The organism is Halomonas sp. H10-9-1, from assembly GCF_040147005.1.
In the GTDB taxonomy this organism is placed as follows: Bacteria; Pseudomonadota; Gammaproteobacteria; order Pseudomonadales; family Halomonadaceae; genus Halomonas.
In genome coordinates, this window is sequence record NZ_JAMSHO010000001.1 from 232376 (window position 1) to 253864 (window position 21489).

At 65.1% G+C, this 21489-nt stretch carries 16 protein-coding genes and 3 pseudogenes; 4 read left to right on the forward strand and 15 right to left on the reverse strand.

Annotation, left to right across the window (positions count from 1 at the left end; all coding sequences use genetic code 11):
* Positions 1 to 44: 44 nt before the first annotated feature.
* The 8 genes and pseudogenes from istB to NFH66_RS01125 form a co-directional block, all read right to left on the reverse strand.
* Entirely contained in the window at positions 45 to 818 is a 774-nt protein-coding gene (gene istB / locus NFH66_RS01090; RefSeq protein ID WP_349607654.1) for an IS21-like element helper ATPase IstB, read from the reverse strand.
* Entirely contained in the window at positions 811 to 1536 is a 726-nt protein-coding gene (locus NFH66_RS01095) for a Mu transposase domain-containing protein (RefSeq protein ID WP_349607655.1), read from the reverse strand. Before NFH66_RS01095 ends, istB begins: the two co-directional genes overlap by 8 nt.
* Positions 1537 to 2288, reverse strand: a protein-coding gene (locus NFH66_RS01100; RefSeq protein ID WP_371317400.1) for an IS5 family transposase whose coding sequence is annotated in 2 segments (ribosomal slippage) — positions 1537 to 1962 and positions 1965 to 2288 — 750 coding nt in all. Because the reading frame shifts where the segments join, the coding sequence is not laid out codon by codon here.
* A gap of 60 nt (positions 2289 to 2348) precedes the next feature.
* A pseudogene (istA, locus tag NFH66_RS01105) lies at positions 2349 to 3167 on the reverse strand (IS21 family transposase); the annotation flags it as partial.
* A gap of 200 nt (positions 3168 to 3367) precedes the next feature.
* Positions 3368 to 3622, reverse strand: a pseudogene (locus tag NFH66_RS01110) (phytanoyl-CoA dioxygenase family protein); the annotation flags it as partial.
* Between the two features lie 328 nt (positions 3623 to 3950).
* The gene (locus tag NFH66_RS01115; RefSeq protein WP_349607658.1) at positions 3951 to 4913 is read right to left on the reverse strand and encodes a 5-oxoprolinase subunit C family protein; all 963 of its coding nucleotides are present in this window, start codon (positions 4911 to 4913) and stop codon (positions 3951 to 3953) included.
* On the reverse strand, positions 4910 to 5635 hold the full coding sequence (pxpB, locus tag NFH66_RS01120; protein ID WP_349607660.1) for a 5-oxoprolinase subunit PxpB: 726 nt from the start codon (positions 5633 to 5635) through the stop codon (positions 4910 to 4912). Before pxpB ends, NFH66_RS01115 begins: the two co-directional genes overlap by 4 nt.
* Entirely contained in the window at positions 5632 to 6387 is a 756-nt protein-coding gene (locus tag NFH66_RS01125) for a 5-oxoprolinase subunit PxpA (protein WP_349607661.1), read from the reverse strand. Before NFH66_RS01125 ends, pxpB begins: the two co-directional genes overlap by 4 nt.
* 325 nt (positions 6388 to 6712) lie before the next feature.
* On the opposite strand from NFH66_RS01125, the gene NFH66_RS01130 reads away from it, so the two are divergent.
* From NFH66_RS01130 to NFH66_RS01145, 4 genes are all read left to right on the forward strand, one after another.
* Positions 6713 to 7612, forward strand: coding sequence for a TRAP transporter substrate-binding protein (locus tag NFH66_RS01130; RefSeq protein ID WP_349607663.1), 900 nt, complete (start codon positions 6713 to 6715; stop codon positions 7610 to 7612).
* A gap of 78 nt (positions 7613 to 7690) precedes the next feature.
* A complete protein-coding gene (locus tag NFH66_RS01135) occupies positions 7691 to 8242 on the forward strand; it encodes a TRAP transporter small permease (protein ID WP_349607665.1) in 552 nt (183 codons plus the stop codon).
* A 16-nt stretch (positions 8243 to 8258) separates the two neighbouring features.
* Positions 8259 to 9554 (forward strand): TRAP transporter large permease, encoded by a 1296-nt coding sequence (locus NFH66_RS01140; RefSeq protein ID WP_349607667.1) that lies wholly within the window; start codon positions 8259 to 8261, stop codon positions 9552 to 9554.
* 2 nt (positions 9555 to 9556) lie between these two features.
* Positions 9557 to 10093, forward strand: a complete 537-nt coding sequence (locus NFH66_RS01145) for a winged helix DNA-binding protein (protein WP_349607669.1) — start codon at positions 9557 to 9559, stop codon at positions 10091 to 10093.
* 192 nt (positions 10094 to 10285) lie between these two features.
* Here the strand turns inward: NFH66_RS01145 and NFH66_RS01150 are convergent.
* The 7 genes and pseudogenes from NFH66_RS01150 to NFH66_RS01185 all read right to left on the reverse strand — a co-directional run bounded on the left by NFH66_RS01150 (position 10286) and on the right by NFH66_RS01185 (position 21295).
* Positions 10286 to 11985 (reverse strand): annotated as a pseudogene (locus NFH66_RS01150) (L-lactate permease).
* 113 nt (positions 11986 to 12098) lie between these two features.
* Positions 12099 to 14210, reverse strand: a complete 2112-nt coding sequence (gene lpdA, locus NFH66_RS01155; RefSeq protein WP_349607671.1) for a dihydrolipoyl dehydrogenase — start codon at positions 14208 to 14210, stop codon at positions 12099 to 12101.
* Between the two features lie 12 nt (positions 14211 to 14222).
* Entirely contained in the window at positions 14223 to 15509 is a 1287-nt protein-coding gene (aceF, locus tag NFH66_RS01160; RefSeq protein WP_349607673.1) for a dihydrolipoyllysine-residue acetyltransferase, read from the reverse strand.
* 17 nt (positions 15510 to 15526) lie between these two features.
* Positions 15527 to 18190, reverse strand: coding sequence for a pyruvate dehydrogenase (acetyl-transferring), homodimeric type (aceE, locus tag NFH66_RS01165; protein WP_349607675.1), 2664 nt, complete (start codon positions 18188 to 18190; stop codon positions 15527 to 15529).
* Between the two features lie 221 nt (positions 18191 to 18411).
* Positions 18412 to 19092 (reverse strand): LutC/YkgG family protein, encoded by a 681-nt coding sequence (locus NFH66_RS01175; protein ID WP_349607677.1) that lies wholly within the window; start codon positions 19090 to 19092, stop codon positions 18412 to 18414.
* Complete coding sequence (locus NFH66_RS01180) at positions 19092 to 20543, reverse strand: LutB/LldF family L-lactate oxidation iron-sulfur protein (RefSeq protein ID WP_349607679.1); 1452 nt, start codon at positions 20541 to 20543, stop codon at positions 19092 to 19094. The genes NFH66_RS01175 and NFH66_RS01180 overlap by 1 nt, the downstream gene beginning before the upstream one ends.
* Entirely contained in the window at positions 20540 to 21295 is a 756-nt protein-coding gene (locus NFH66_RS01185; protein ID WP_349607681.1) for a (Fe-S)-binding protein, read from the reverse strand. The genes NFH66_RS01180 and NFH66_RS01185 overlap by 4 nt, the downstream gene beginning before the upstream one ends.
* Positions 21296 to 21489 lie beyond the last annotated feature (194 nt).

Here is a 21489-nt window from a genome sequence, read left to right on the forward strand (position 1 = left end):
GCTTGGCGACAATTAAAATGGCCGGTTGGGTGGGGTAGTTGTCGTCAGTCCGACGACCCAGTTTTTCCTCCTTGTAATTGTCGTTGATAAGCACGCTTACGGTAGCTCTCCCCGCTCAGCTCCATCAGCGTGGCGTGGTGCACCAACCGGTCGATGGCGGCCACTGCCATCATGCTGTCGGGGAAGATACTGTCCCAGGCGCTGAACGGCTGGTTGGCGGTGATGATCAGGCTGGCCGACTCGTAGCGATGGGCGATCAGCTCGAACAGCACTGACGTCTCGGCCTCGCTGCGTTGGACGTAGCCGATATCGTCGATCACCAGCACGGCGTACTTGTCGAGCTTGATCAGGGCGTCGCTCAGGCGCAGTGCCTGCTTGGCAGCCTGGAGCTCCTGGACCAGGCTTGAGGCGGTGGCGTAGCGCACCCGGTAACCCTGGTCGACCAGCGTATGCCCGAGCCCGGCCGCCACGTGGCTCTTGCCGACGCCGGAGGGCCCAAACAGCAGCAGGTTGTGAGCCTGGTCGACCCACTGCGTGTCGCCGGCCAAGGCGCTCAGTTGCCGGCGCTGCTCGGCCGCGATGGCGTCGAACTCGAAGGACTCCAGCGTCTTGCCCACCGGCAGCCGGGCCTCCTTGAGGTGCCGGGCCAGCCGGCGTCGCTCACGCTCGGCCAGCTCGTGCTCGCATAGGGCGGCCAGTGTTTGTGGCAGGCTCCAGTTTTCGGCTCGGGCGCGGGTTTCCAGCTGGGGCCAGCAGGCGGCCATGGTGGGCAGGCGGAGCTGTCGCAGTAGCAGCGGCAGCGTCTGGGCATCAGGCATGGCAGCACACCTCTGTGGTCGGCACGCTGGGCACCAGATGGTTGTAGCTGGCGATGTCATGCTGAGTCACCTGGGGGAAAACCAGCGTGGCGCTCGGCGTGGCGGCGAAGCGGGCCTGGAGCTCGGCCAGCGTCGGGCTCTTCCCGCGCGCCAGGGCGCCCAGCCAGTAACTGGCGATCGCCTCGGCCTGGTCCTGCTCGGCGGCCAACGCCAGAGCGCCAACGATGCGCTTGCAGGCCTCGGCGACCGGCAAGGCGGCGGTCAGCCGGGCGTACAGCTCGCGCCAGTCCGCGCTCGGCAACAGTTCGTCGCGGAACGTCAGCCCCGCCAGCGCCCGGGGCTTGCGGACCAGCCAGCCGATCACATGGCGGTAGTCGATGACCCGCAGCCGGCCGCTTTCCGGCGTGGCATGCAGCCGCCTCAGCGTCAGCAACTCCTGCTGCGCGTGGTGCAGCACCAAGCGATCGTCGTAGAGGTGTACACGCAGCCGCTCGCCGATCAACCGGGACGGCACCGAGTAGAGCACCTTGCGCACCTGGATAGTGCTGGAGGTGGTGACGCGCACCGTCACCTCGCTGTAGTCGGTACCGGGCCGGCTGGGCAGTGGCTGCAGCGCGCCACGCTCGACGGTGATGCGGGCCGCGTTGCGGCGGTTGATCGCGGCGGCCACCTCATCGAGGAACGCCTGATAGTCATCGAGGCTAGGGAGCGTTAACAATTAGGCCAGCCATATGACGGCGGATACAAGGTTGAGTAGCGACTGGTAGTTTCTCGCCAGTCGCTCATAGCGTGTTGCCAGCCGCCTGAACTGCTTGATTTTCTGGAAGAACCTTTCTACCAGATTGCGATCCTTGTAACAGTGCCAATCTATCTCGGGGCATTCCAAGCGATTCTTTCTCGGCGGAATCACCGGCTCGGCGCCCACCGCTCGAATGATGTCCCTCAAAGCGGTGGAATCATACCCCTTGTCGCCAAGCACCGCCGCTGGAGAAAAGCCCGCCAGTAACGCTGGGGCGGCTCCGTACTCAGACGCTTGGCCCGGTGTGAGGATTAGCCGTACCGGGTTGCCGAGGGCATCGACCGCCGCGTGGATCTTGGTGCTCAATCCCCCACGCGATTTCCCCATGGCTTCGGTGCTCTGAGCCGTTTTTTTGCCGCCCCATGCTGATGAACTTTGACGATACTGCCATCTATCATCAGCTGCTCCATGTCGGGATCATCGGCTAATGTGTCGATAACCTGCTGCCAGACCCCCTTCTTAGACCACCGGTTATAGCGCATGTAGACAGTGTGCCAGCGACCGAAGGCGTCGGGCAGATCACGCCAGGGAGCGCCTGTCCGGGCGATCCACAGGACGGCTTCCACGAACAAGCGATTGTCCTTGGCCGTCACCCCGCGATCTGAAGCTTTGCCGGGGAGCATGTGCTCGATGCGCTCCCATTGGTCATCACGTAGCATTAGCCGAGGCATAGATCACCGAAAAATGCTGATATTCTAAATCAGCCCGATCTCCATCAGCAATTGTTAACGCAGCCTAGCGAAGTCCTGGGAGCCGCGCAGCGCCAGGCGCTGTTGCAGGCGCCGCTTGAAGTGGCCATGTGGCGACTCGATGCTGGCGTTTTCATGGCCGCGCCCTGGGTTATTACGGGTGGCCGTCATGCCGTAGTGAGCGCACAGGGCAGCATAACGCTCGGTGAGGTCGGCTTCCGCCTCCCGGCCGAGGTTGCGGAAGGCCGCCGACAAGCTGTCGGTGCGGTGCTCCGCGGGGACACCGCCAAGCCGCTCCAGCGCACGGGTCAGGCCTTCAGCCAGCGCCGGGTAGCTCTCGCCACCGAGCACCACCCGGACATAACACCAGCCGCTGTAGGCCAGGCGGAAGTGGTAGAGCCGGTGATCAAGCAGCTCCCCTGCCACGGTAATGACAATCCCCTTGAGCTCGGTGAAGTCGGAGAGGCCGCGCAGCCCGGGGCCATGGGTTTGCGGGAACATTACCTCTTTCTCCGGGCCGTGCGCGGCTCGCCAGCCCTTGACCCGGCGCTGCAGGGTTCGCAGCAGGCTGTCCGGGTACTGGCCGGGGTGCTGCTCCTGCAACCACTCCAGCAGGGTCAGTGCCTGCAAGCCCGGGGCGGCGGCCAGCTGGGGGACGAGCGTGGTCTCCCACACATCGGCGAAGGGGTCGGGCCGGGTTCGCCAGTGCCGTGATGCCGGCGGCTCGGAGGACTCGGCCCGGCGTTCGAGGCGGCGAGCGGTTCTGACGGAGAGGCCGGCCTTGGCGGCGGCGACCTCCTGAGTCTGGCCTTGTTGACGTTGCGACATATAGAGCGTGACCTGTTGGCTGGTGACCGCCATACCGGCTCCCTGGTGGGTCGGGACAAGCGGTCAAGCTTAGGGCAACCGGTCACAGTAGTTGTCGTCGGCCGGCCAGAGTAATTGTCGCTCTATATCTGGGTGTGCCGCGAGCGCGACAGGCGCACAGTTTAGCGCAGACGGCGACACACACCACACCGGAGCCGGCAGAGCGGCAGTACTATCGCAGATGGCGGCACCGCTCAAGGCTGTTCCGGTGACCACACCTCGTCGGGCTCATGGGCCAGGAAGCCGGGTCGACGCCGGCGCGCTGCGAAGGGCGCCACGCAGCGGTTGTCGCGGCGGTTGTAGACGAAAAAGGCGTTGCTGCGCGGGTCCGGCGACATGTTGGCGTTGGAGCCGTGCAGCACGTTGCAGTCGAACAGCAGCAGGCCGCCGGCGGCCCCGGTGGGCGCCTCGATACCGTGGCGCTCGACCAGGGCGGCCAACGCCTCGCGGCAGTTGAGCCAGGGCATGTCGAGGGGCTCCGCCAGGCGCGTGGGATAGGGGTCATCGCCCGGGCGCGGCGCACTCTTCATGCGGCTCTGCGGGTCCGGCGAATCGACAACGCCATGCTGGTAAACGCTCTCTTGCAGGGTACGCTCAGACGTCTTGACTGACATCCAATCACCTCCTGTGTATCCGTGATCAGTCTCAGCAAAACTCGTGATCCGACGGCAAGACAGCCGTGGGCGACCCCGGGAAGGAGCCGCATGGCATCATCTGGGGATGCCCCGGAAGTATTCAAGGGTCAGATCGCGATCGCGGTTCGCGGCCAGGAGCCGCTCAGTTACCCGAGGCGATCGCATCACCGACTGCTGCGCGAAAGCCTCGATAGGCAACCAAGGCACGTTCGTGAGTCGTGGTTGCCAGGCGCACCTCCTGCCCCGGCAGACACTGGGCCAAGCGCGAGGCTGCAAGCGGTGTCAGCGCCCCCAGCCGCGGATAACCTCCGATCGTCTGGCGATCATTGAGTAGCGCAATGGGCTGACCATCTGGTGGCACCTGTACGGCCCCAAGCCCGATACCCTCGGAGATAAGCGAGTCGATCCGGCATGTCAGCTTCGGCCCGGTGAGGCGCACCCCCATACGATCGGCACGATCATCGATTCGCCACGGCCGGTTGAAGGCGGCAAACAGGCTGTCACCAGTGAAATCCGCCACCTGGGCACCCGGCAGCAGCGCCAGGGTTGCCGATTGACTGTAGTCGGGCTTTTCCGGCTCGGGAGTCGCCCTCCCCTCGACTCGCCGGCTGGCATCGATGGTCACCGCCAGGCGATCACCCTCGGCGAGCTTGCCGCCGCGTCCATCGAAGCCGCCCAGCCCCTCACGCACCACACAGCTGACGCTGCCCAGCACCGGCTCGGCTTGAAAGCCACCGGCGACCGCCAAATAGGCACGCAAACCATTGCGCGGTGCGCCAAATACCAGGGTCTGACCTTCGCGCAGACTCACCGGCTGCCACAGCGGCAAGGGGCTTCCCTCAAGCGTGGCTCCCAGATCGGCACCGGCCACCGCGATTGTCAGGTCACGCTCGGCCACCAGCTTGAGACCGCCGAAGGTGATCTCAAGCACCGGGGTGCCCCAGACGTTACCCACCAGACGGTTGGCCCAGGCCCAGCCGTGCAGGTCGGCCGGCCCACCCTGGGTCACGCCAAGGCGGCGCACGCCGAACCGGCCGGCATCCTGCAGGAGGGCCAAGGGGCCAGCACGTTGGACACGCAACCCGATAACACGCTCATGACTCATTGGGACGCCTCCACGGGGGTAACATCACCGCCCTGTTGCTCGAAAGTTGCCCGATCCACCGGCACGAAACGCACGCGATCCCCCACTTTGAGCAGACTGAAGCCCTCACGATCTCTGTCGAAAAGGCGGGACGAGGTACGCCCCAACAGGTTCCAGCCGCCAGGCGTTACCGCCGGATATGCTGCTGTCTGCCGGCCGGCGATGGCCACGCTATTGACAGGCACCCTCTTACGCGGCGTATCCAGGCGTGGCACCTCGAGGCGCTCATCGAGCAGCCCCATGAAGGCGAAGCCCGGCGCGAAGCCCAGCGCGAAGACGCGATACTCCCGGCCGGCGTGGCAGTCAATCACCTCCTCCACGCTCATGCCGGCGTGTCGAGCGACCCGCTCGAGGTCAGGCCCGACGCTGGGGTCATACCAGGTGGGCAGCTCGTGAACCTCACCCGCGGCGGCCTCCTCCTCGGGCTCCAGATCCATCAGCAACCTCTCCAGCCTCTGCCGCGCCACCAGCGGAGAGAGCTTCAGCGGATCGAACACCACCAGCAGCGTGGTATAGGACGGCACCAGGTCAATCAACGCATCGCCGAAGTCGGCCTCGCAGCACCGCACCAGCGCGTCAAGCCAAACCAGGTTGGTTTCGTCGATACGATCGAAGAGCCTCACCATCCAGCCATCGAGGCCGGCAGACTCAATCCGCGGCAATCTATGGCAGCTATGGCTCATGAGTCACCTCCCAGGTTGCCAAGTGCCTGTCGTATCGCCCTCACCGCGGCGATCGATTCCGGATTGTCCCCATGGACACAGAGCGTGTCGGCGGCCAGTACCAGCTCACTGCCATCACTGGCGATTAGCGGCCTCCCCGTGGCAATACGCACCGCCTGGTCGACGATCACCTCAGGGTCATGGTGTACCGCACCCACCTCGCGGCGCGAGACAAGCCTACCCTCACCGTCGTAAGCGCGGTCGGCGAAGGCCTCGAACCACAGGGTGACGCCTTGCTCGGCGGCCAGCTCTCTTACCGCACCGGTATCCCGGATCGCCATGGTCATCAGCGGCAACGTTGGATCGAAGGCCAGAATTGCTTTCATCACCGCGGTCATGATCTCGGGATCGCGCGCCATGTCGTTGTAGAGGGCGCCGTGGGGCTTCACGTAGCTCACCGTGAGGCCCTCGGCGCGACACATCCCCGCCATGGCCCCCAGCTGGTAGAGCACCAGGTTCTCCACCTCTTCCGCCGAACAGGCCAGGGAGCGGCGGCCGAAGCCCACCATGTCCGGATAGGCAGGATGCGCGCCCACCCGGACCCCATGCTTGGCCGCCAGCCGCACGGTCATGCGGATCACGTCGGGATCCGAGGCATGAAAGCCACAGGCGACGTTGGCGAGGTCCACGTGGGGCATCACCTCGTGATCCATGCCCATCACCCAAGGGCCGAAGCTCTCCCCCATGTCGGCATTGAGCAGCAGTCGATTCATATTCTCACCTCAACCACAAAGATAAGTTATCAACAAATTACCAGCGTTTTAGAAACAAGACATCATACATTAGTCTATATTCCGTTGACTTAGTCTCTCGACCAGACCTAACCTCCTCTCGGAATCAACGCTACTATCACTTTAGGCAAAGGCTTCTCAGCCCACCTGCCGCCCCTCGTGGGAAGACTCAACGACAACTCTCAATCGACGAGGCACCTCAATGATCAACCGAATTTCTCTTAGCTCCGTTCCTCTTGCTGCCGCCACACTTGGTGCCAGCCTCGCGACGTTGAGCACTGGCGCCACCGCCGCCACCGAGTGGGACATGCCGACACCCTACGGCGACCGCACCTTCCACACCGTGAACATCCGCGAGTTCGCCGACGACGTGCGCGAGGCCACCGATGGTGAGCTGGACATCACCGTGCATTCCAACGGTTCGCTGATCGGCCACGCCGAGATCAAGAACTCGGTGCGCCGGGGCATCGTGCCCATGGGCGAGCTGATCATGTCGCGCCTGGCCAACGAGAATCCGATCTTCGAGGTGGACTCGGTGCCCTACCTGGCCGCCAGCTACGAGGAGGCCTGGGAGCTATGGGAGGCCTCGCGGGAGATCATCGCCGAGGAGCTCGAGCGGCAGGGCCTGCGCCTGCTGTTCGCCGTGCCGTGGCCACCCCAGGGCATCTACACCAACCAGGCGATCGAAAGCGGCGATGACCTCAGGAATCTGAGCATGCGCGCCTACAACACCGCCAGCGAGCGCATCGCCCAACTGGTCGGCGCGGTGCCCACCCAGGTCGAGGTCCCCGACATCCCCACCGCCTTCAGTACCGGGCGCGTCGACGCAATGATCACCTCGCCGGCCACCGGCGCCGATACCAAGGCGTGGGACTACCTGAGCCACTTCAACCACGCCCAGCTGTGGCTGCCCAAGAACATGATCATCGTCAGCGAGAAAGCCTTCTCACGTCTGGATGAGACCACCCAGGAGGCACTCCTCGACGCCGCCGCCGAGGCCGAGACCCGCGGCTGGGAGATGAGTCGCCAGGAGACCGACGACGCCATCGCGGTGCTCAAGGAGAACGGCATCGAGGTCAGCGAACCGAGCGAGGCACTGGCCGAGACGCTCCGTGAGGTGGGCGAGACCATGACCCAGGAGTGGGTCGAGCGTGCCGGTGAACAGGGTCAGGAGATCCTCGAGGCCTACCAAAGCGCGCGGGAGTAACCCCGACCCGACCGCCCCGGCCACTGGCCGGGGCGATCCCGAGCTTTCCACGGCCGAACTCCCCACGGGATGCCATCCATGACCTATCGACTACGCCCACTGTATAACCTAGGCGGCTATCTGGCCGCCGCCTGCCTGACCCTGATCTGCCTGTTGATTACCGCTCAGATCGTGGGCCGCATCATCGACCAGATCGCCACGGCCATCGGCGGCGAACGCATTGGCCTGGCGATTCCAGGGCTTTCCGATATCTCCGGTTTCTTGCTGGTCGGCGCCAGCTTCCTGGGCCTGGCCTACACCTTCGTGCATGGCGGCCATATCCGCGTGACCCTGCTGATCGGGCGGCTGGCCCCGGCGGCACGCGCCTGGGTCGAGGTCTTCTGCCTCGCCATTGCCCTGTCCCTGTGCCTCTACCTGGCCTGGAACCTCTACTGGCTGCTGGCCGACAGCATCGCCTTCAACGAGACCTCCTACGGCCTGGTCAGTATCCCGCTATGGATCCCTCAGTCGGCCATGATCACCGGCGTGGTGCTGTTCTGCCTGGTGCTGATCGAAAGCCTACTTCAAACGTTGATTGCTGCCGTGCGTGCGCCACACGCCTTCACCATCGACGACAGCGGCCACGAGTAAGCCTCGGAGAACCTCTATGCTTATTATGATGATTGTCCTCTTCGGGGCCCTTCTGCTGCTGCTCGGCAGCGGCGTCTGGGTAGGCTTCTCGCTACTCGCCCTGGGCTGGCTGGGCCTTTCCCAGTTCACCTCGATCCCCACCGGCGATGTCATGGCCTCGGATATCTGGGGCTCCAGCTACAGCTGGGAGCTGACCGCCCTGCCGATGTTCATCTGGATGGGCGAGATCCTGTTCCGCTCGCGCCTGGCCGATGACATGTTCACCGGCCTGTCGCCCTGGATGCAGCGCATCCCCGGCCGCCTGCTGCATACCAACGTGGTGGGCTGCGGACTGTTCGCCGCGGTCTCCGGCTCCTCGGCGGCCACCTGCGCCACCATGGGCAAGATGACCATTCCCGAACTGACCCGCCGCGGCTACGACGAGAGCCTGATCATCGGCACCCTGGCCGGCTCCGCCACCCTGGGGCTGCTGATTCCGCCGTCGATCATCCTGATCGTGTTCGGCGTGGCCACCGACCAGTCCATCTCGCGCCTGTTCATGGCCGGTATCCTGCCTGGCCTGATGCTGATCTCGCTGTTCGGCCTCTACCTGATGCTGTGGTCCTGGCGCTATCCGGATCGCGTCCCGCCCGCCGAGGAGAGCCTGCCACTGGCCGAGAAGCTGCGCCGCGCACGCCGCCTGATTCCCATGCTGGCGCTGATCGTCGGCGTCATCGGCTCCATCTACACCGGCCTGGCCTCCCCCACCGAGGCGGCCGCCGTGGGTGTCGTACTCTCGCTGATCCTGGCCCGCGTACAGGGCAACATGAACTGCACCACCTTCCGCGATGCCCTGCTCGGCGCGGTGCGTACCTCAACCATGATCGCCTTCATCCTGGCCGGTGCCTCCTTCCTCACTGCCGCCATGGGCTTCACCGGGCTGCCCAGCGATCTGGCCGCCTGGATTGCGACCCTCAACCTCTCGCCCTGGATGCTACTGGTGGCATTGACGATCTTCTTTATCCTGCTGGGCTGCTTCCTGGATGGCATCTCGGTGGTGGTACTGACCACCTCGATCATGTTGCCCATGGTGGAGGCGGCGGGCATCGACCTGATATGGTTCGGTATCTTCCTAGTAATCGTGGTGGAGATGTCGCAGATCACCCCGCCGGTAGGCTTCAATCTCTTCGTGCTGCAGGGCATGACGGGGCGCAACATCCTCTCCATCGCCTGGGCCGCCCTGCCCTTCTTCTTCCTGATGATGCTCGGCGTGGTGCTGATCAGCCTGTTCCCTGCGATCGTCACCTATCTACCCAGTGCCATGAGTAACTAGTGATGACAGCATCCACTACCGCATCTTCCAAGGGCCGCACCAGCGGCCCCATCGTTTCATCGGAGCACCTTTCCCATCAGGCACAAGAGCAGTCGGAGTTCGAATTCGGGCTGATCATTGCCTCTCATGCCTTCACGCGCTGGATGGTGCGCTGTATGACAGCGGCGGGCTATCCGGAGCTCGGACCTCTGGACGTGCTGGTGCTGCATAGCGTGAACCATCGCAAGCGTGCCAAGCGGCTTTCGGACATCTGCCTGGTCCTCAACGTCGAGGACAGCCATACCGTGACCTATGCACTCAAGAAGCTCACCAAGCTTCAGCTCGTCCAGGGCGAAAAGCATGGCAAGGAGACCTTCTTCAAGACCACCGCGGAAGGGCGCAGCACCTGCCAACGCTACGCCGAGATCCGCGAAGATTGTCTGATTGAGTCGCTATCCTCGTTGGGAATCGAGCATGAGGAAACCAGCCGTCTGGCCGGCATGCTGCGGGCGATGTCGGGGATCTACGACCAAGCCGCCCGGGCTGCCGCCTCGCTGTAGCAAGCTAGCTCCCCCACTACCTGGTTGCCAAAGTGCCGCCCATGACAGCCACATACCTCCTGGCCGAGCGGGTACCAACGGGTCACCAACGTACTTATTTCATGAGCCTATCAGCTCAGGAAAGCCGATCGAGAACGACACAGCCCCCACGGGCTGGCCGTGGGGGCTGTTTTGTCGCTCCAGTGGCTGCGATCAGCCCAAGCGCAGCAGCGGGTCGCTGATGCCCAGCACATAGAAGGCAACCAGCGCGATGCCCCCGCTGAAGATGAGGTAGTAGATCGTCGGCAGGATCGTCTTGCGGATGGTTTCGCCCTCGCGGCCGAGCAGGCCCACGGTGGCCGAGGCCGCCACCACGTTGTGGATGGCGATCATGTTGCCGGCGGCGGCCCCCACGGCCTGCAGCGCCACCATGAAGGCGGTGGAGATGCCGAGTTGCTGGGCGACGTTGAACTGGAAGTCGGCCAGCATCAGGTTGGAGACGGTATTGGAGCCGGCGATGAAGGCGCCGAGGGCACCCACGGCCGGGGCGAAGAACGGGTAGACATCGCCCACGCTGTTGGCCACCAGCTGTGCCATGGCCACCGGCATGGAGACCAGGTCGGCGGCGTTGACGCCGGAGTTGATCAGGATCCGCACCATGGGGATGGTGAAGATCAGCACGAAGCCGGCGCCGAAGATGGTGCGGGTGGATTCGCCGAAGGCGGCCTTGAGCTCACCCAGGCGCATGCGGTGGAGCAGGGCGGTAAGCAGCACCACCATCAGCAGGATGCCGCCGGGCAGGTAAAGCGGCTGGATGCTGCCGGAGACTCCTGCCTCGCCGAGGATATTGCTCCAGCCGAAGGCGAATGAGGTCAGCGCATTCTTGAACGGTTCGATGGTACGCGAGGCGACCAGGATCACGGCCAGCAACACGTAGGGGAGCCAGCCCATCAGGGTAGAGATCGGTGCCTTGCCGGTGACGTCGTCCAGCTTGATCTCGAGCTTGCCGATCCACTGGTCGGGCCAGGCGGAGGACTCGGGGAAGTCCCAGGTATCCTTGGGAATCAGGAAACCGCGGCGGGCCGCCGGCACGACGATGGCCAGGCCGACCATGGCGCCGATCATCGACGGGAATTCCGGTCCCAACAGCACGCGGCCAGCATGTAGGGGACCACGAAGCTGATGCCGGCGAAAATCGCGAAGGGCGCGATGGAGAGGCCTTCCTTCCAGGAGCGGTTGGTGCCGAAGAAGCGCACCATGATCACCACCATGATCAGCGGCATCAGGATGCCGACGATGCCGTGGATGACGGCCACCTCACCGGCGATCAGGCGGAAGTACTCCATCCAGGTGGCGCCGCCGGCCTCCAGGGTCTCGGTGATGCCAGCGCGGTCCAGGCCGCCGGAGACACCGACCACGATGGGGGTGCCGACCGCACCGAAGGAGACCGGGGTGGACTGGATCATCATGCCCACCACCACGGCGGCCAGCGCCGGGAAGCCCAGCGCCACCATCAGCGGTGCGGCGACGGCGGCGGGGGTGCCGAAGCCCGAGGCGCCCTCGATGAAGCAGCCGAACAGCCAGGCAACGATGATCGCCTGCACGCGGCGGTCAGGGCTGATGCCGGAGAAGCCGTTGCGGATCGCCTTGATGCCGCCGGAGTGCTTCAGGGTGTTGAGCAGCAGGATGGCACCGAAGATGATCCACAGGATCGAGACCGTGAGGATCAGGCCCTGCAGGGTGGAGGCCAGCACGCGGGTGGCGCTCATCTCCCAGGCGAACAGGCCGATGATGACGGTGACCACGAACACGATGGGCATGGCGGTCTTGGCCGCCATGCGCAGACCGATCAGCAGTACACCGGCAAGCACCAGGGGCACGAAGGCCAGCAGCGCGAGTATCGTATCATTCATAGAATGACCCTCTCGTTGTTAAGGGTGGATTGTTGGTGAGGAAACGTCTGGTGATGGCTAAGATTGGATAGCCGCACCCGCTAGAGCGGGGCGGCAGCCCAATACAAGTCACCCTAGCGCTTCTTCTGAGGTGGCAGATCGGTACAGACCCCTTCGAACAGTTCGGCGGCCATGCCGACCGATTCGCCCAGCGTCGGGTGGGGATGGATGGTCTTGCCGATGTCGATTGGGTCGCAGCCCATCTCGATGGCCAGGCACAGTTCGCCGATCAGGTCCCCCGCCTGGGTGCCGACGATGGCCCCGCCGATGATGCGGTGGGTGTCCTCGTCGAACAGCAGCTTGGTGAAACCCTCGTCGCGGCCGTTGGCGATGGCCCGACCGCTGGCCGCCCAGGGGAATACCGCCTTGCCGTACTTGATGCCTTCGGCCTTGCATTCGGTCTCGGTCTTGCCGGCCCAGGCGACTTCCGGGTCGGTATAGGCCACGGAGGGGATCTGGCGGGCGTCGAAGACGCTCTTCTGTCCGGCGGCGGCCTCGGCGGCGACATGCCCCTCGTGCACCGCCTTGTGGGCCAGCATCGGCTGGCCGATGATGTCGCCGATGGCGAAGATGTGCCCGACGTTGGTGCGCAACTGCTTGTCGACATTGATGAAGCCGCGCTCGTCGACCACCACGCCGGCGTTTTCGGCACCGATCTTGTTGCCGTTGGGGCTGCGCCCGACCGATTGCAGGATCATGTCGTAGACCTGCGGCTCGGCCGGGGCATTGTCGCCCTCGAAGCTGACCTTGAGGCCGCTCTTCTGGGCTTTCACGGCGGTGGTCCTGGTCTTGAGCATCACCTTGTCGAAGCGTGGCGTGTTGACCTTCTCCCAGACCTTGACCAGATCGCGGTCGGCGCCGGTCATCAGCCCGTCGAGCATCTCGACCACGTCGATGCGGGTGCCCAGGGTGGAGTAGACCGTGGCCATCTCCAGGCCGATGATGCCGCCGCCGATGACCAGCATGCGCTTGGGGATGGAGGTCAGTGCCAAGGCGCCGGTGGAATCGACCACCCGGGGGTCGTCGGGAATGAAGGGCAGTTTCACCGACTGCGAACCGGCGGCGATGATGCACTTGTCGAACTTCACCACCTGCTTCACGCCGGTCTGCTCCTGGCCGTCGCCGCTGGTCAGGGCGACTTCCAGGTGATGCGGGTCGAGGAATTTGCCGACCCCCCGCACCGTCTGTACCTTGCGTGCCTTGGCCATGCCGGCCAGCCCGCCGGTGAGCTTGCCGACGACCTTTTCCTTCCAGCCGCGCAGCTTGTCGAGATCGATCTTCGGCTTGCCGAAGGCGATGCCGTGATCGGCCATGCCATTGGCCGCGTCGGTGACCGCCGCGACATGCAGCAGCGCCTTGGAGGGGATGCAGCCGACGTTCAGGCACACCCCGCCGAGGCTGGCATAGCGCTCCACCAGCACGGTCTTCATCCCCAGGTCGGCGGCCCGGAAGGCGGCCGAGTAGCCGCCCGGCCCGGCGCCAAGCACCAGCATCTCGCATTCGAGGTCGGCCCCGCCGGTATGGGTGGCCGCCGCAGGCGCGGGCGTAGCCGCTTTCTTTTCGCCGGTTCCCCCGGCGGCTGAGGGTGGGGCGGCGGGGGACTTGCCTTCCGCTTCCAGCATCAGAATCACCGCTCCCTCCGAAACCTTGTCGCCGACCGCCACCAGCACGTCGGTGACCTTGCCGGCCTTGGGCGCGGGCACGTCCATCGAGGCCTTGTCGGACTCCACGGTGATCAGCGGGTCCTCGGCACGGATCGTATCGCCCGCGCGTACCAGCACTTCGATGATCGGCACATCGCTGAAATCGCCGATGTCCGGTACCCGAACCTCTTCCAGGCTGCCCCCGCCATAACCCCCGCCGGCATCGCCGGGCGCCGCCGAGCCCACCCCTGTTTCATGGACCGCCGGATGCGGGTCGTGGTCCGCCACCCGGGACCCGGTTTCGGCCGGTTCCAGCATCAGGATGGTCGAGCCCTCGGAGACCTTGTCCCCCTCCTTGACCTTGAGTTCTCCGACCGTACCCGACATCGGGGACGGCACGTCCATGGAGGCCTTGTCGGTCTCCAGGGTGATCAGCGGGGCTTCGATGTCGATCGCATCGCCCGGCTTGACCAGCACCTCGATGATCTCGACGTCCTTGAAGTCCCCGATGTCGGGCACCTTGACTTCGATTGCATTGGCCATGTCGTGGGCTCCTCACATGATGATGCGCCGCATGTCGGCGAGCAGGTTGGCGAAATGGACGTTGAAACGGGCTGCGGCGGCGCCGTCGATCACCCGGTGATCCCAGGAGAGCGACAGGGGCAGCACGAACCGCCACTCCGACTGCTTGCCGTCCGGTGAGACCTGCTTCCAGTAGGAGCGACACACGCCCATGATGGCCACTTCGGGGGCGTTGATGATCGGCGTGAAATAGAGCCCGCCGATCCCGCCCAGCGAGGAGATGGTGAAGCAGCCGCCCTGCATCTGATCGGGCTTGAGCTTGCCGTCGCGGGCCAGCTTGGCCAGCGCCCCCATTTCCTGGGCGATCTCGGCGACGCCCTTCTGGTCCGCATCGCGGATCACCGGCACCACCAGGCCGTTGGGCGTGTCGGCGGCAAAGCCGATGTGGTAGTACTGCTTGAGGATCAGGTTGTCGCCGTCCAGCGAGGCGTTGAACTCGGGGAACTGCTTCAAGGAGGCGACCGCGGCCTTGATCATGAACGCCAGCATGCTGACCTTGATGCCGGCTTTCTCGTTGGCCTTGTTGAACTGCACCCGGAAGGCTTCCAGGTCGGTGATGTCGGCCTCGTCGTGGTTGGTGACGTGGGGAATCTGCACCCAGTTGCGATGCAGGTTGGCACCGGAGATCTTCTTGATCCGCGACAGCGGCTGGGTCTCCACCGGGCCGAACTTGGTGAAGTCGACCTTGGGCCAGGGCAGCAGGTCCAGGCCTCCGCCGGCGGCTGGAGCGCCAGTTGAAGCGCTAGCCGCCGCCGGGGCGCCACCCTTGGCGAAGCTGCGTATGTCCTCCTGGGTGACCCGGCCCTTGAGGCCGGTCGGCGGCACTCGGGTCAGGTCCACCTCCAGTTCGCGGGCCAGGCGGCGAGCCGAGGGACTGGCGTGAACCCGGCTGAAATCCACGATCTGCCCGGTTGAGGGTGCGGCGGAAGGTGCGGCAGCGGGTGCGGCCGAGGGGGCTGGCGCCGCTTGCGGTGTCTTCGCTTCTTCCTCGGCGGGAGCGGGGGCAGGGGACGCCGATTCGCCTTCCGTCTCCAGCATCAGAATCGTCGACCCCTCTGAGACCGAGTCACCGAGCTTGACCTTGACCTCCTTGACGGTGCCGGCCTTGGGGGCGGGCACGTCCATGGAGGCCTTGTCGGACTCCACGGTGATCAGCGGGTCCTCGACCTGGATCTTGTCGCCGGCCTGGACGTGGATTTCGATGATCGGCACATCGGTGAAGTCGCCGATGTCGGGTACCTTGATGTCTTGTATAGCCACTTTTGTTTTCCTCCGACTCAGGCGTACAGGGGGTTGGGCTTTTCGGGGTCGATGCCGTATTTGGCGATGGCGTCCCGGACCTTGCCGCTCTTGAGCTTGCCCTCGTCGACCAGGGCTTGCAGCGCGGCCACGGTGACGTAATGACGATCCACCTCGAAGTGGCGGCGCAGGGCCTGGCGGCTGTCGGAGCGGCCGAAGCCGTCGGTGCCCAGCACCTCGTAACGCCGCGGCACGAAGGGTCGAATCTGTTCGGCGAACAGCCGGATGTAGTCGGTGGAGGCGATGACCGGTCCTTCGGTGCCTTCCAGGCACTGTTCGACATAGCTCTTGCGCGGTCTGTCCCCGGGATGCAGCCGGTTCCAGCGCTTGACGGCGTGGCCGTCGCGGGCCAGTTCATTGAAGCTCGGGCAACTCCAGACGTCGGCCGCCACGCCCCAGTCGTCGCGTAGCAGGTCCACCGCCGCAATCACTTCGTTGAGGATGCTGCCACAGCCCAGCAGCTGTACCCGCGGCCCCTTGCCCGCGGCCTTGCTGAAGGGGTACATGCCCTTGATGATGCCCTCTTCGGCGCCATCGGGAAGCGCTGGATGATGGTAATTCTCATTCAGTGTAGTGATGTAGTAGAAGACGTTCTCCTGGTCCTCGTACATGCGCTTGAGGCCGTCGCGCACGATCACCGCCACCTCGTAGTGGAAGGTGGGGTCATAGGCCATGCAGTTGGGGATGAACTGGGCGAACAGCTGGCTATGCCCGTCCTGGTGCTGCAAGCCCTCGCCATTCAGGGTGGTGCGCCCCGAGGTGCCGCCGATCAAAAAACCCCGCGCCAGCATGTCGCCGGCCGCCCAGGCCAGGTCGCCGATGCGCTGGAAGCCGAACATGGAGTAGTAGACGTAGAACGGGATCATGGTGACCCCGTGGTTGCTGTATGACGTGGCCGCCGCGATCCACGACGACATGGCCCCGTCCTCGTTGATGCCTTCCTGCAGGATCTGGCCTTTCTGGTCCTCCCGGTAGGGCATGATCTCCTCGGCGTCCATGGGCACGTACTTCTGCCCTTCGGGAGCGTAGATACCGATCTGCCGGAACATGCCTTCCATGCCGAAGGTGCGCGACTCGTCGGCGACGATCGGGGTCAGCCGCGGCCCCAGGGTCTTGTCCCGGGCCAGGGAGACCATGATGCGCACCAGGGCCATGGTGGTGGACATGGTGCGCTCGCCGGTGTCTGCCAGCACCTGCTTGAACATGTCCAGGGGCGGCGCCTCGAGCAGATCGCCGTTGCGTTGGCGCTGGGGGAGGTAGCCCCCCAGCGCCTTGCGCTGCTCGTGCAGGAACTGCATTTCGGCGCTGTCCTCCGGGGGCTTGAAGAACGCCGCCTGGGTGACCTGTTCGTCGCTGAGGGGCAGGTCGAAGCGCTGGTGGAAGTACCTGAGGTGATCCTCGCCCAGTTTCTTCTTCTGGTGAGTGATGTTCTGGCCCTCGCCGCCCTCGCCCATGCCGTAGCCCTTGACGGTCTTCATCAGCAGCACCGAGGGCTTGTCCGTGGTGTTGACCGCGGCGTGATAGGCCGCATAGACCTTCTGCGGGTCGTGGCCACCGCGGACCAGCTTGTAGTAGATGTCGTCGTCCGACAGGTGGGCGACCATTTCCTTGAGCTCCGGGTACTTGCCGAAGAAGTGCTCACGGATGTAGCCGCCGCCCTTGACCTTGAAGTTCTGATACTCGCCGTCGACGCACTCCTCCATGCGCTTGCGCAACAGCCCCTTGGCGTCCTTGGCCAGCAGTTCGTCCCAGCCCGACCCCCACAGGCACTTGATGACGTTCCATCCCGCGCCCCGGAAGTTGCCTTCCAGTTCCTGGACGATCTTGCTGTTGCCCCGCACCGGGCCGTCCAGACGCTGCAGATTGCAGTTGATCACGAAGATCAGATTGTCCAGCTTCTCCCGGTTGGCCAGGGCGATGGCACCCTGGGACTGGGGCTCGTCCATCTCGCCGTCGCCCAGAAACGCCCAGACCTTTCGACCTTCGGTGTCGGCAAGCCCCCGGTGCTGGAGATACTTCATGAAGCGTGCCTGATAGATGGCCATGATCGGCGCCAGACCCATGGAGACGGTGGAGACCTGCCAGAAGTCCGGCATCAGATAGGGGTGGGGATAGGAGGAGAGCCCCTTGCCGTCCACCTCCAGGCGGAAGTTCTCCAGCTGCTCCTCGGAGAGCCGTCCCTCCAGAAATGCCCGCGCGTAGATACCCGGCGCGCAATGGCCCTGTACGTAGATGATGTCACCCCCGTGGCTGTCGCTGGGGGCATGCCAGAAATGGTTGAAGCCCACCTCGTACATCACCGCCGAAGACGCGTAGCTGGCGATATGTCCCCCGGGTTCGGCGGGTTTCTTGTTGGCGCGCACCACCATGGCCATGGCGTTCCAGCGCAGATAGGCGGTCAGCCGCTGGAGCAACTCCGCGTCGCCGGGCAGCTTGGCCTCCTTGTGGGGCGGGATGGTGTTCACATAGGGCGTGCGGGTGGTGTCCGGCGGCTCGGCGCCGGCCCCGTAGGCTTCTTCCACCGCCTTGTGCAGCAGGTAGGTGGCCCGCTCGGGGCCCACCCGTTCCACCACCACGTCGACGGCTTCCTGCCACTCCCGGGTTTCTTGAGGATCGAAGTCGTTGTAGTTGTCGAAGGCCATGGAGCGTCTCCCTTGGTTGGGTCGGACTTGTTTTCTTCAGTATCCAGCGCATGTGTACGGCTCTCGGCGTCGCACGCAGCGGCTACGACGCCTGGCGACAGCGTGGCGGTGAGCCACCTCCGAGGCACCGCCAGCAAGCCGTCACCGACCAGCGTGTGGCTCAGTGAGGTGCCGGCGGCGCGGGCGATGATCGGAAAGCGCCGAGCCCGGCTCTGTCAGGCTCAGCGCGTGGCTTTAGGTGGTTCTCCGGCATGGCGTACGATGACCACCAGTTCGCGGGGGCCGTGCACGCCGTAGGCCAGGGTCTGCTCGATGTTGGCGGTCTTGCTGGGGCCGGAGATCAGCAGGGCGTTGGTGGGCATGCCGCCGGCCCAAGCGTGAGCCTCGACCACGTCGAAGAGAGTGTCCTCGACAGTGTCGGCGTCGAGCACCGCGATATGCAGCGGCGGCACCAGGCTGATCAGCCGAGGCTCGTCCGGCGTGGGCCACAGCCACAGGCTGCCGGTCTCGGCGATGGCGCCACGGGTCGAGGTCAGGCCGGCCTCCACGCGCTCGAACTGCTCGCGCTGCCACTGTTCGATATCGCGATCCACGCCGACCAGTTCCACGTCGACATCGGCCAGGGCGCTGCGCGCCTCGACAGCCACCGGGTGCTGCTTGCCCAGCGCCAGCCGACGCACGCCCTTGTCGGCGAGCACCCCGGCCAGCGCCTCGGTCCAGCGAGCCTGGTCGACATGGACCACCTCGCCGTGCACCGAGGTGATCCAGCGCTCAAAACGCGCCAGGCGCTCTTCCTGGCTCCAGCCACGGTTCGTCACCACGGCGAAGTCACACTCGGGGGCGGTCAGCGGACCGTCGGCCCGCTCGCGTAGGCGCTTGAGAATGGTGTCACGGGCACTCATCAGCGCTCCTCCTGGTGGGTCTTGCTCGACTGATGACGCTTGACCAGCGCATGCAGGGTGGTGCCGGCCGGCTTCGGTGCGGTGCGATAGTCGGTCCAGGGGCCGAGCCGCGCAGGCGTCAGCGCCCTGAGCTTGCCCGCCACCGAGGTGCCGGAACGCCAGACGGCGGGGTGGGTGGCCAGCCACTGGAAGCCCTTCCAGGCGGCGACCTCCTTGCGAGTGCGCTTGATGCCGGCGCCGGGCACGTTACCGCGCCCCTCGCCCACCGACTCCTTGCGCAGCCGCACCAGCAGGTCGGGGATCGGAATCTTCACCGGGCAGACCTCGCCACAGGCGCCGCACAGGCTGGAGGCGGTGGGCAGGTCCTTGGTCTCCTCCAGGCCCATCAGGTGGGGCGAGAGGATGCTGCCGATCGGGCCGGGGTAGGTGGTGCCGTAGGTGTGGCCGCCCACCCGGGTATAGACGGGGCAGTGGTTCATGCAGGCGCCGCAACGGATGCAGCGCAGGGTGTCGAGCAGCTCGTCGTCCTGGTAGATGTTCGACCGGCCATTGTCGACCAGCACCAGGTGGACCTCCTTCGGCCCGTCGTGCTCGCCTTCCTTGCGCGGCGAGCTGATCATGTTGAAGTAGGTGGTGACGTGCTGGCCGGTGGCGGAGCGGGTCAGCAGGGCGTAGAGGGGCGGCACGTCGCGCAGCTGTTCGACCACCTTCTCGATGCCGGTCACGGCGACGTGCACCGGCGGCACCGTGGTGGTCATGCGGCCGTTGCCCTCGTTCTCCACCAGGCAGAGGGTGCCGGTCTCGGCCACCGCGAAGTTGACCCCCGAGACCCCCACATCGGCAGCCATGAAGCGCTCGCGCAGCTGCTGCCGGGCCGCCGCGGTCATGTAGTCGACGTCGCGGGTGCGCTCGGTGCCGGTCTTGTCGTGCAGGATCTCGGAGATCTCATCGGTGTTGAGATGGATCGCCGGCATGATGATGTGCGAGGGAGTCTGCTGGTTGAGCTGCACCAGGTATTCGCCGAGATCGGACTCCAGTGCCTCGATGCCCGCCTCCTCCAGATGGGCGTTGAGGTGCATCTCCTCGGAGACCATCGACTTGCCCTTGATCACCGAGCGCGCCCCGTGGGACTCGCAGATCTCGCGGACGATACGGCACGCCTCTTCGCCATCCTCGGCCCAGTGCACGCGAATGCCGTTGGCCTCGCAGTTGGCCTCCAGCTGCTCGAGCAGGTCGGGCAGCCTGGCGAGCGCCCGCAGGCGGATATTGGCGCCCAGTTCGCGCAGGGTCTCGAGGTCCCAGTCATCGAAGCTGTCACGCCGCTTGGACATCAGGCCATCCATCGCCTTGCGGAAGTTGGCGCGGATCTGCGGATTGCCCAGGGCATCGTGGGCCTGACGATGGAATTCGCGCGGGGTGTAGGTCTCCACGCCGGGAGGCTGTCCGCTCATGAGGTCCTCCGCCACAGGTAACTGGCGATATGCTCGCCCTGGATCGGCTTGTTCAGCTTCTCGAAACGCCCGCCGATGTTCATCATGCAGCCGCAGTCGGAGGTCACGAAGCGCTTCGCCCCGCTGGCCTCGATGGCCTGGGTCTTGTCCTCCACCATGGCGGCGGAGACCTCGGGGTGACGCACCGCGAAGGTGCCACCGAAGCCGCAGCACTCGGCGGCCCGCGCCTGCTCTACCAGCTCGACCTGACCGAGCTTCGCCAGCAGCGCCGGCCCGGTCTCGGCAAGCCCCATCTCGCGGCGCGCACTGCAGGAGGTGTGCATGGCCACCTTCTCGGGCTCGCCGCGATCCTCCAGGTCCAGGTGGCAGACATGGATCAGGAACTCGGTCAGCTCGAAGACGCGCCCGGCCACCTCCTCGGCCTTCGCCTCGAGGTCGGTGTCGGCGAAGAGCTGGGGGTAGTGGGTGCGCATCATGCCGCCGCAGGAGCCCGAGGGCACCACGATCGGCCAGGGGTCGGGAAAGAGATCCAACTGGGCCGCCGCCACGGCACGCGCCTCCAGCTGATAGCCCGACGTGTAGGCCGGCTGGCCGCAACAGGTCTGGTCCTCGGGGAACAGCACCTCGATGCCCTCGCGCTCGAGCAGCCGGATGGCATCCATTCCGGCCTCGGGATAGAGGAGGTCGATCAGGCAGGTGCCGAAGAAGTAGACCTTGTCTGGTCTCGGCGGATAGAGCTTGACTGCGGTCATCGGCGATTCCTTCAACATCTGGCATATGTTGGCATCCTGGTAAAATGGTAAAACCAATTTACCCATTGGAGTTGGCGAACCTTAAGGAGGCCACGGCTACAGTGTCAAACGAGAGGCGGGTTTTTTCTCGCCATATTGCGCTAGACTTTGGTCTATCGACCGGCAAGGTCATTGCAAGCGCCTGAATTACTGGG

Bases quoted from the DNA above. Each gene is read 5' to 3' on its own strand.
- NFH66_RS01140 (WP_349607667.1), top strand. From the start codon at position 8,259: ATGCTTATTATGATGATTGTCCTCTTCGGGGCCCTTCTGCTGCTGCTC.
- aceE (WP_349607675.1), bottom strand. From the start codon at position 18,190: ATGGCCTTCGACAACTACAACGACTTCGATCCTCAAGAAACCCGGGAG.
- istB (WP_349607654.1), bottom strand. From the start codon at position 818: ATGCCTGATGCCCAGACGCTGCCGCTGCTACTGCGACAGCTCCGCCTG.
- NFH66_RS01135 (WP_349607665.1), top strand. From the start codon at position 7,691: ATGACCTATCGACTACGCCCACTGTATAACCTAGGCGGCTATCTGGCC.
- NFH66_RS01130 (WP_349607663.1), top strand. From the start codon at position 6,713: ATGCCGACACCCTACGGCGACCGCACCTTCCACACCGTGAACATCCGC.
- NFH66_RS01175 (WP_349607677.1), bottom strand. From the start codon at position 19,092: ATGAGTGCCCGTGACACCATTCTCAAGCGCCTACGCGAGCGGGCCGAC.
- NFH66_RS01145 (WP_349607669.1), top strand. From the start codon at position 9,557: ATGACAGCATCCACTACCGCATCTTCCAAGGGCCGCACCAGCGGCCCC.
- NFH66_RS01180 (WP_349607679.1), bottom strand. From the start codon at position 20,543: ATGAGCGGACAGCCTCCCGGCGTGGAGACCTACACCCCGCGCGAATTC.
- lpdA (WP_349607671.1), bottom strand. From the start codon at position 14,210: ATGGCCAATGCAATCGAAGTCAAGGTGCCCGACATCGGGGACTTCAAG.
- NFH66_RS01115 (WP_349607658.1), bottom strand. From the start codon at position 4,913: ATGAGTCATGAGCGTGTTATCGGGTTGCGTGTCCAACGTGCTGGCCCC.
- pxpB (WP_349607660.1), bottom strand. From the start codon at position 5,635: ATGAGCCATAGCTGCCATAGATTGCCGCGGATTGAGTCTGCCGGCCTC.
- NFH66_RS01185 (WP_349607681.1), bottom strand. From the start codon at position 21,295: ATGACCGCAGTCAAGCTCTATCCGCCGAGACCAGACAAGGTCTACTTC.
- NFH66_RS01125 (WP_349607661.1), bottom strand. From the start codon at position 6,387: ATGAATCGACTGCTGCTCAATGCCGACATGGGGGAGAGCTTCGGCCCT.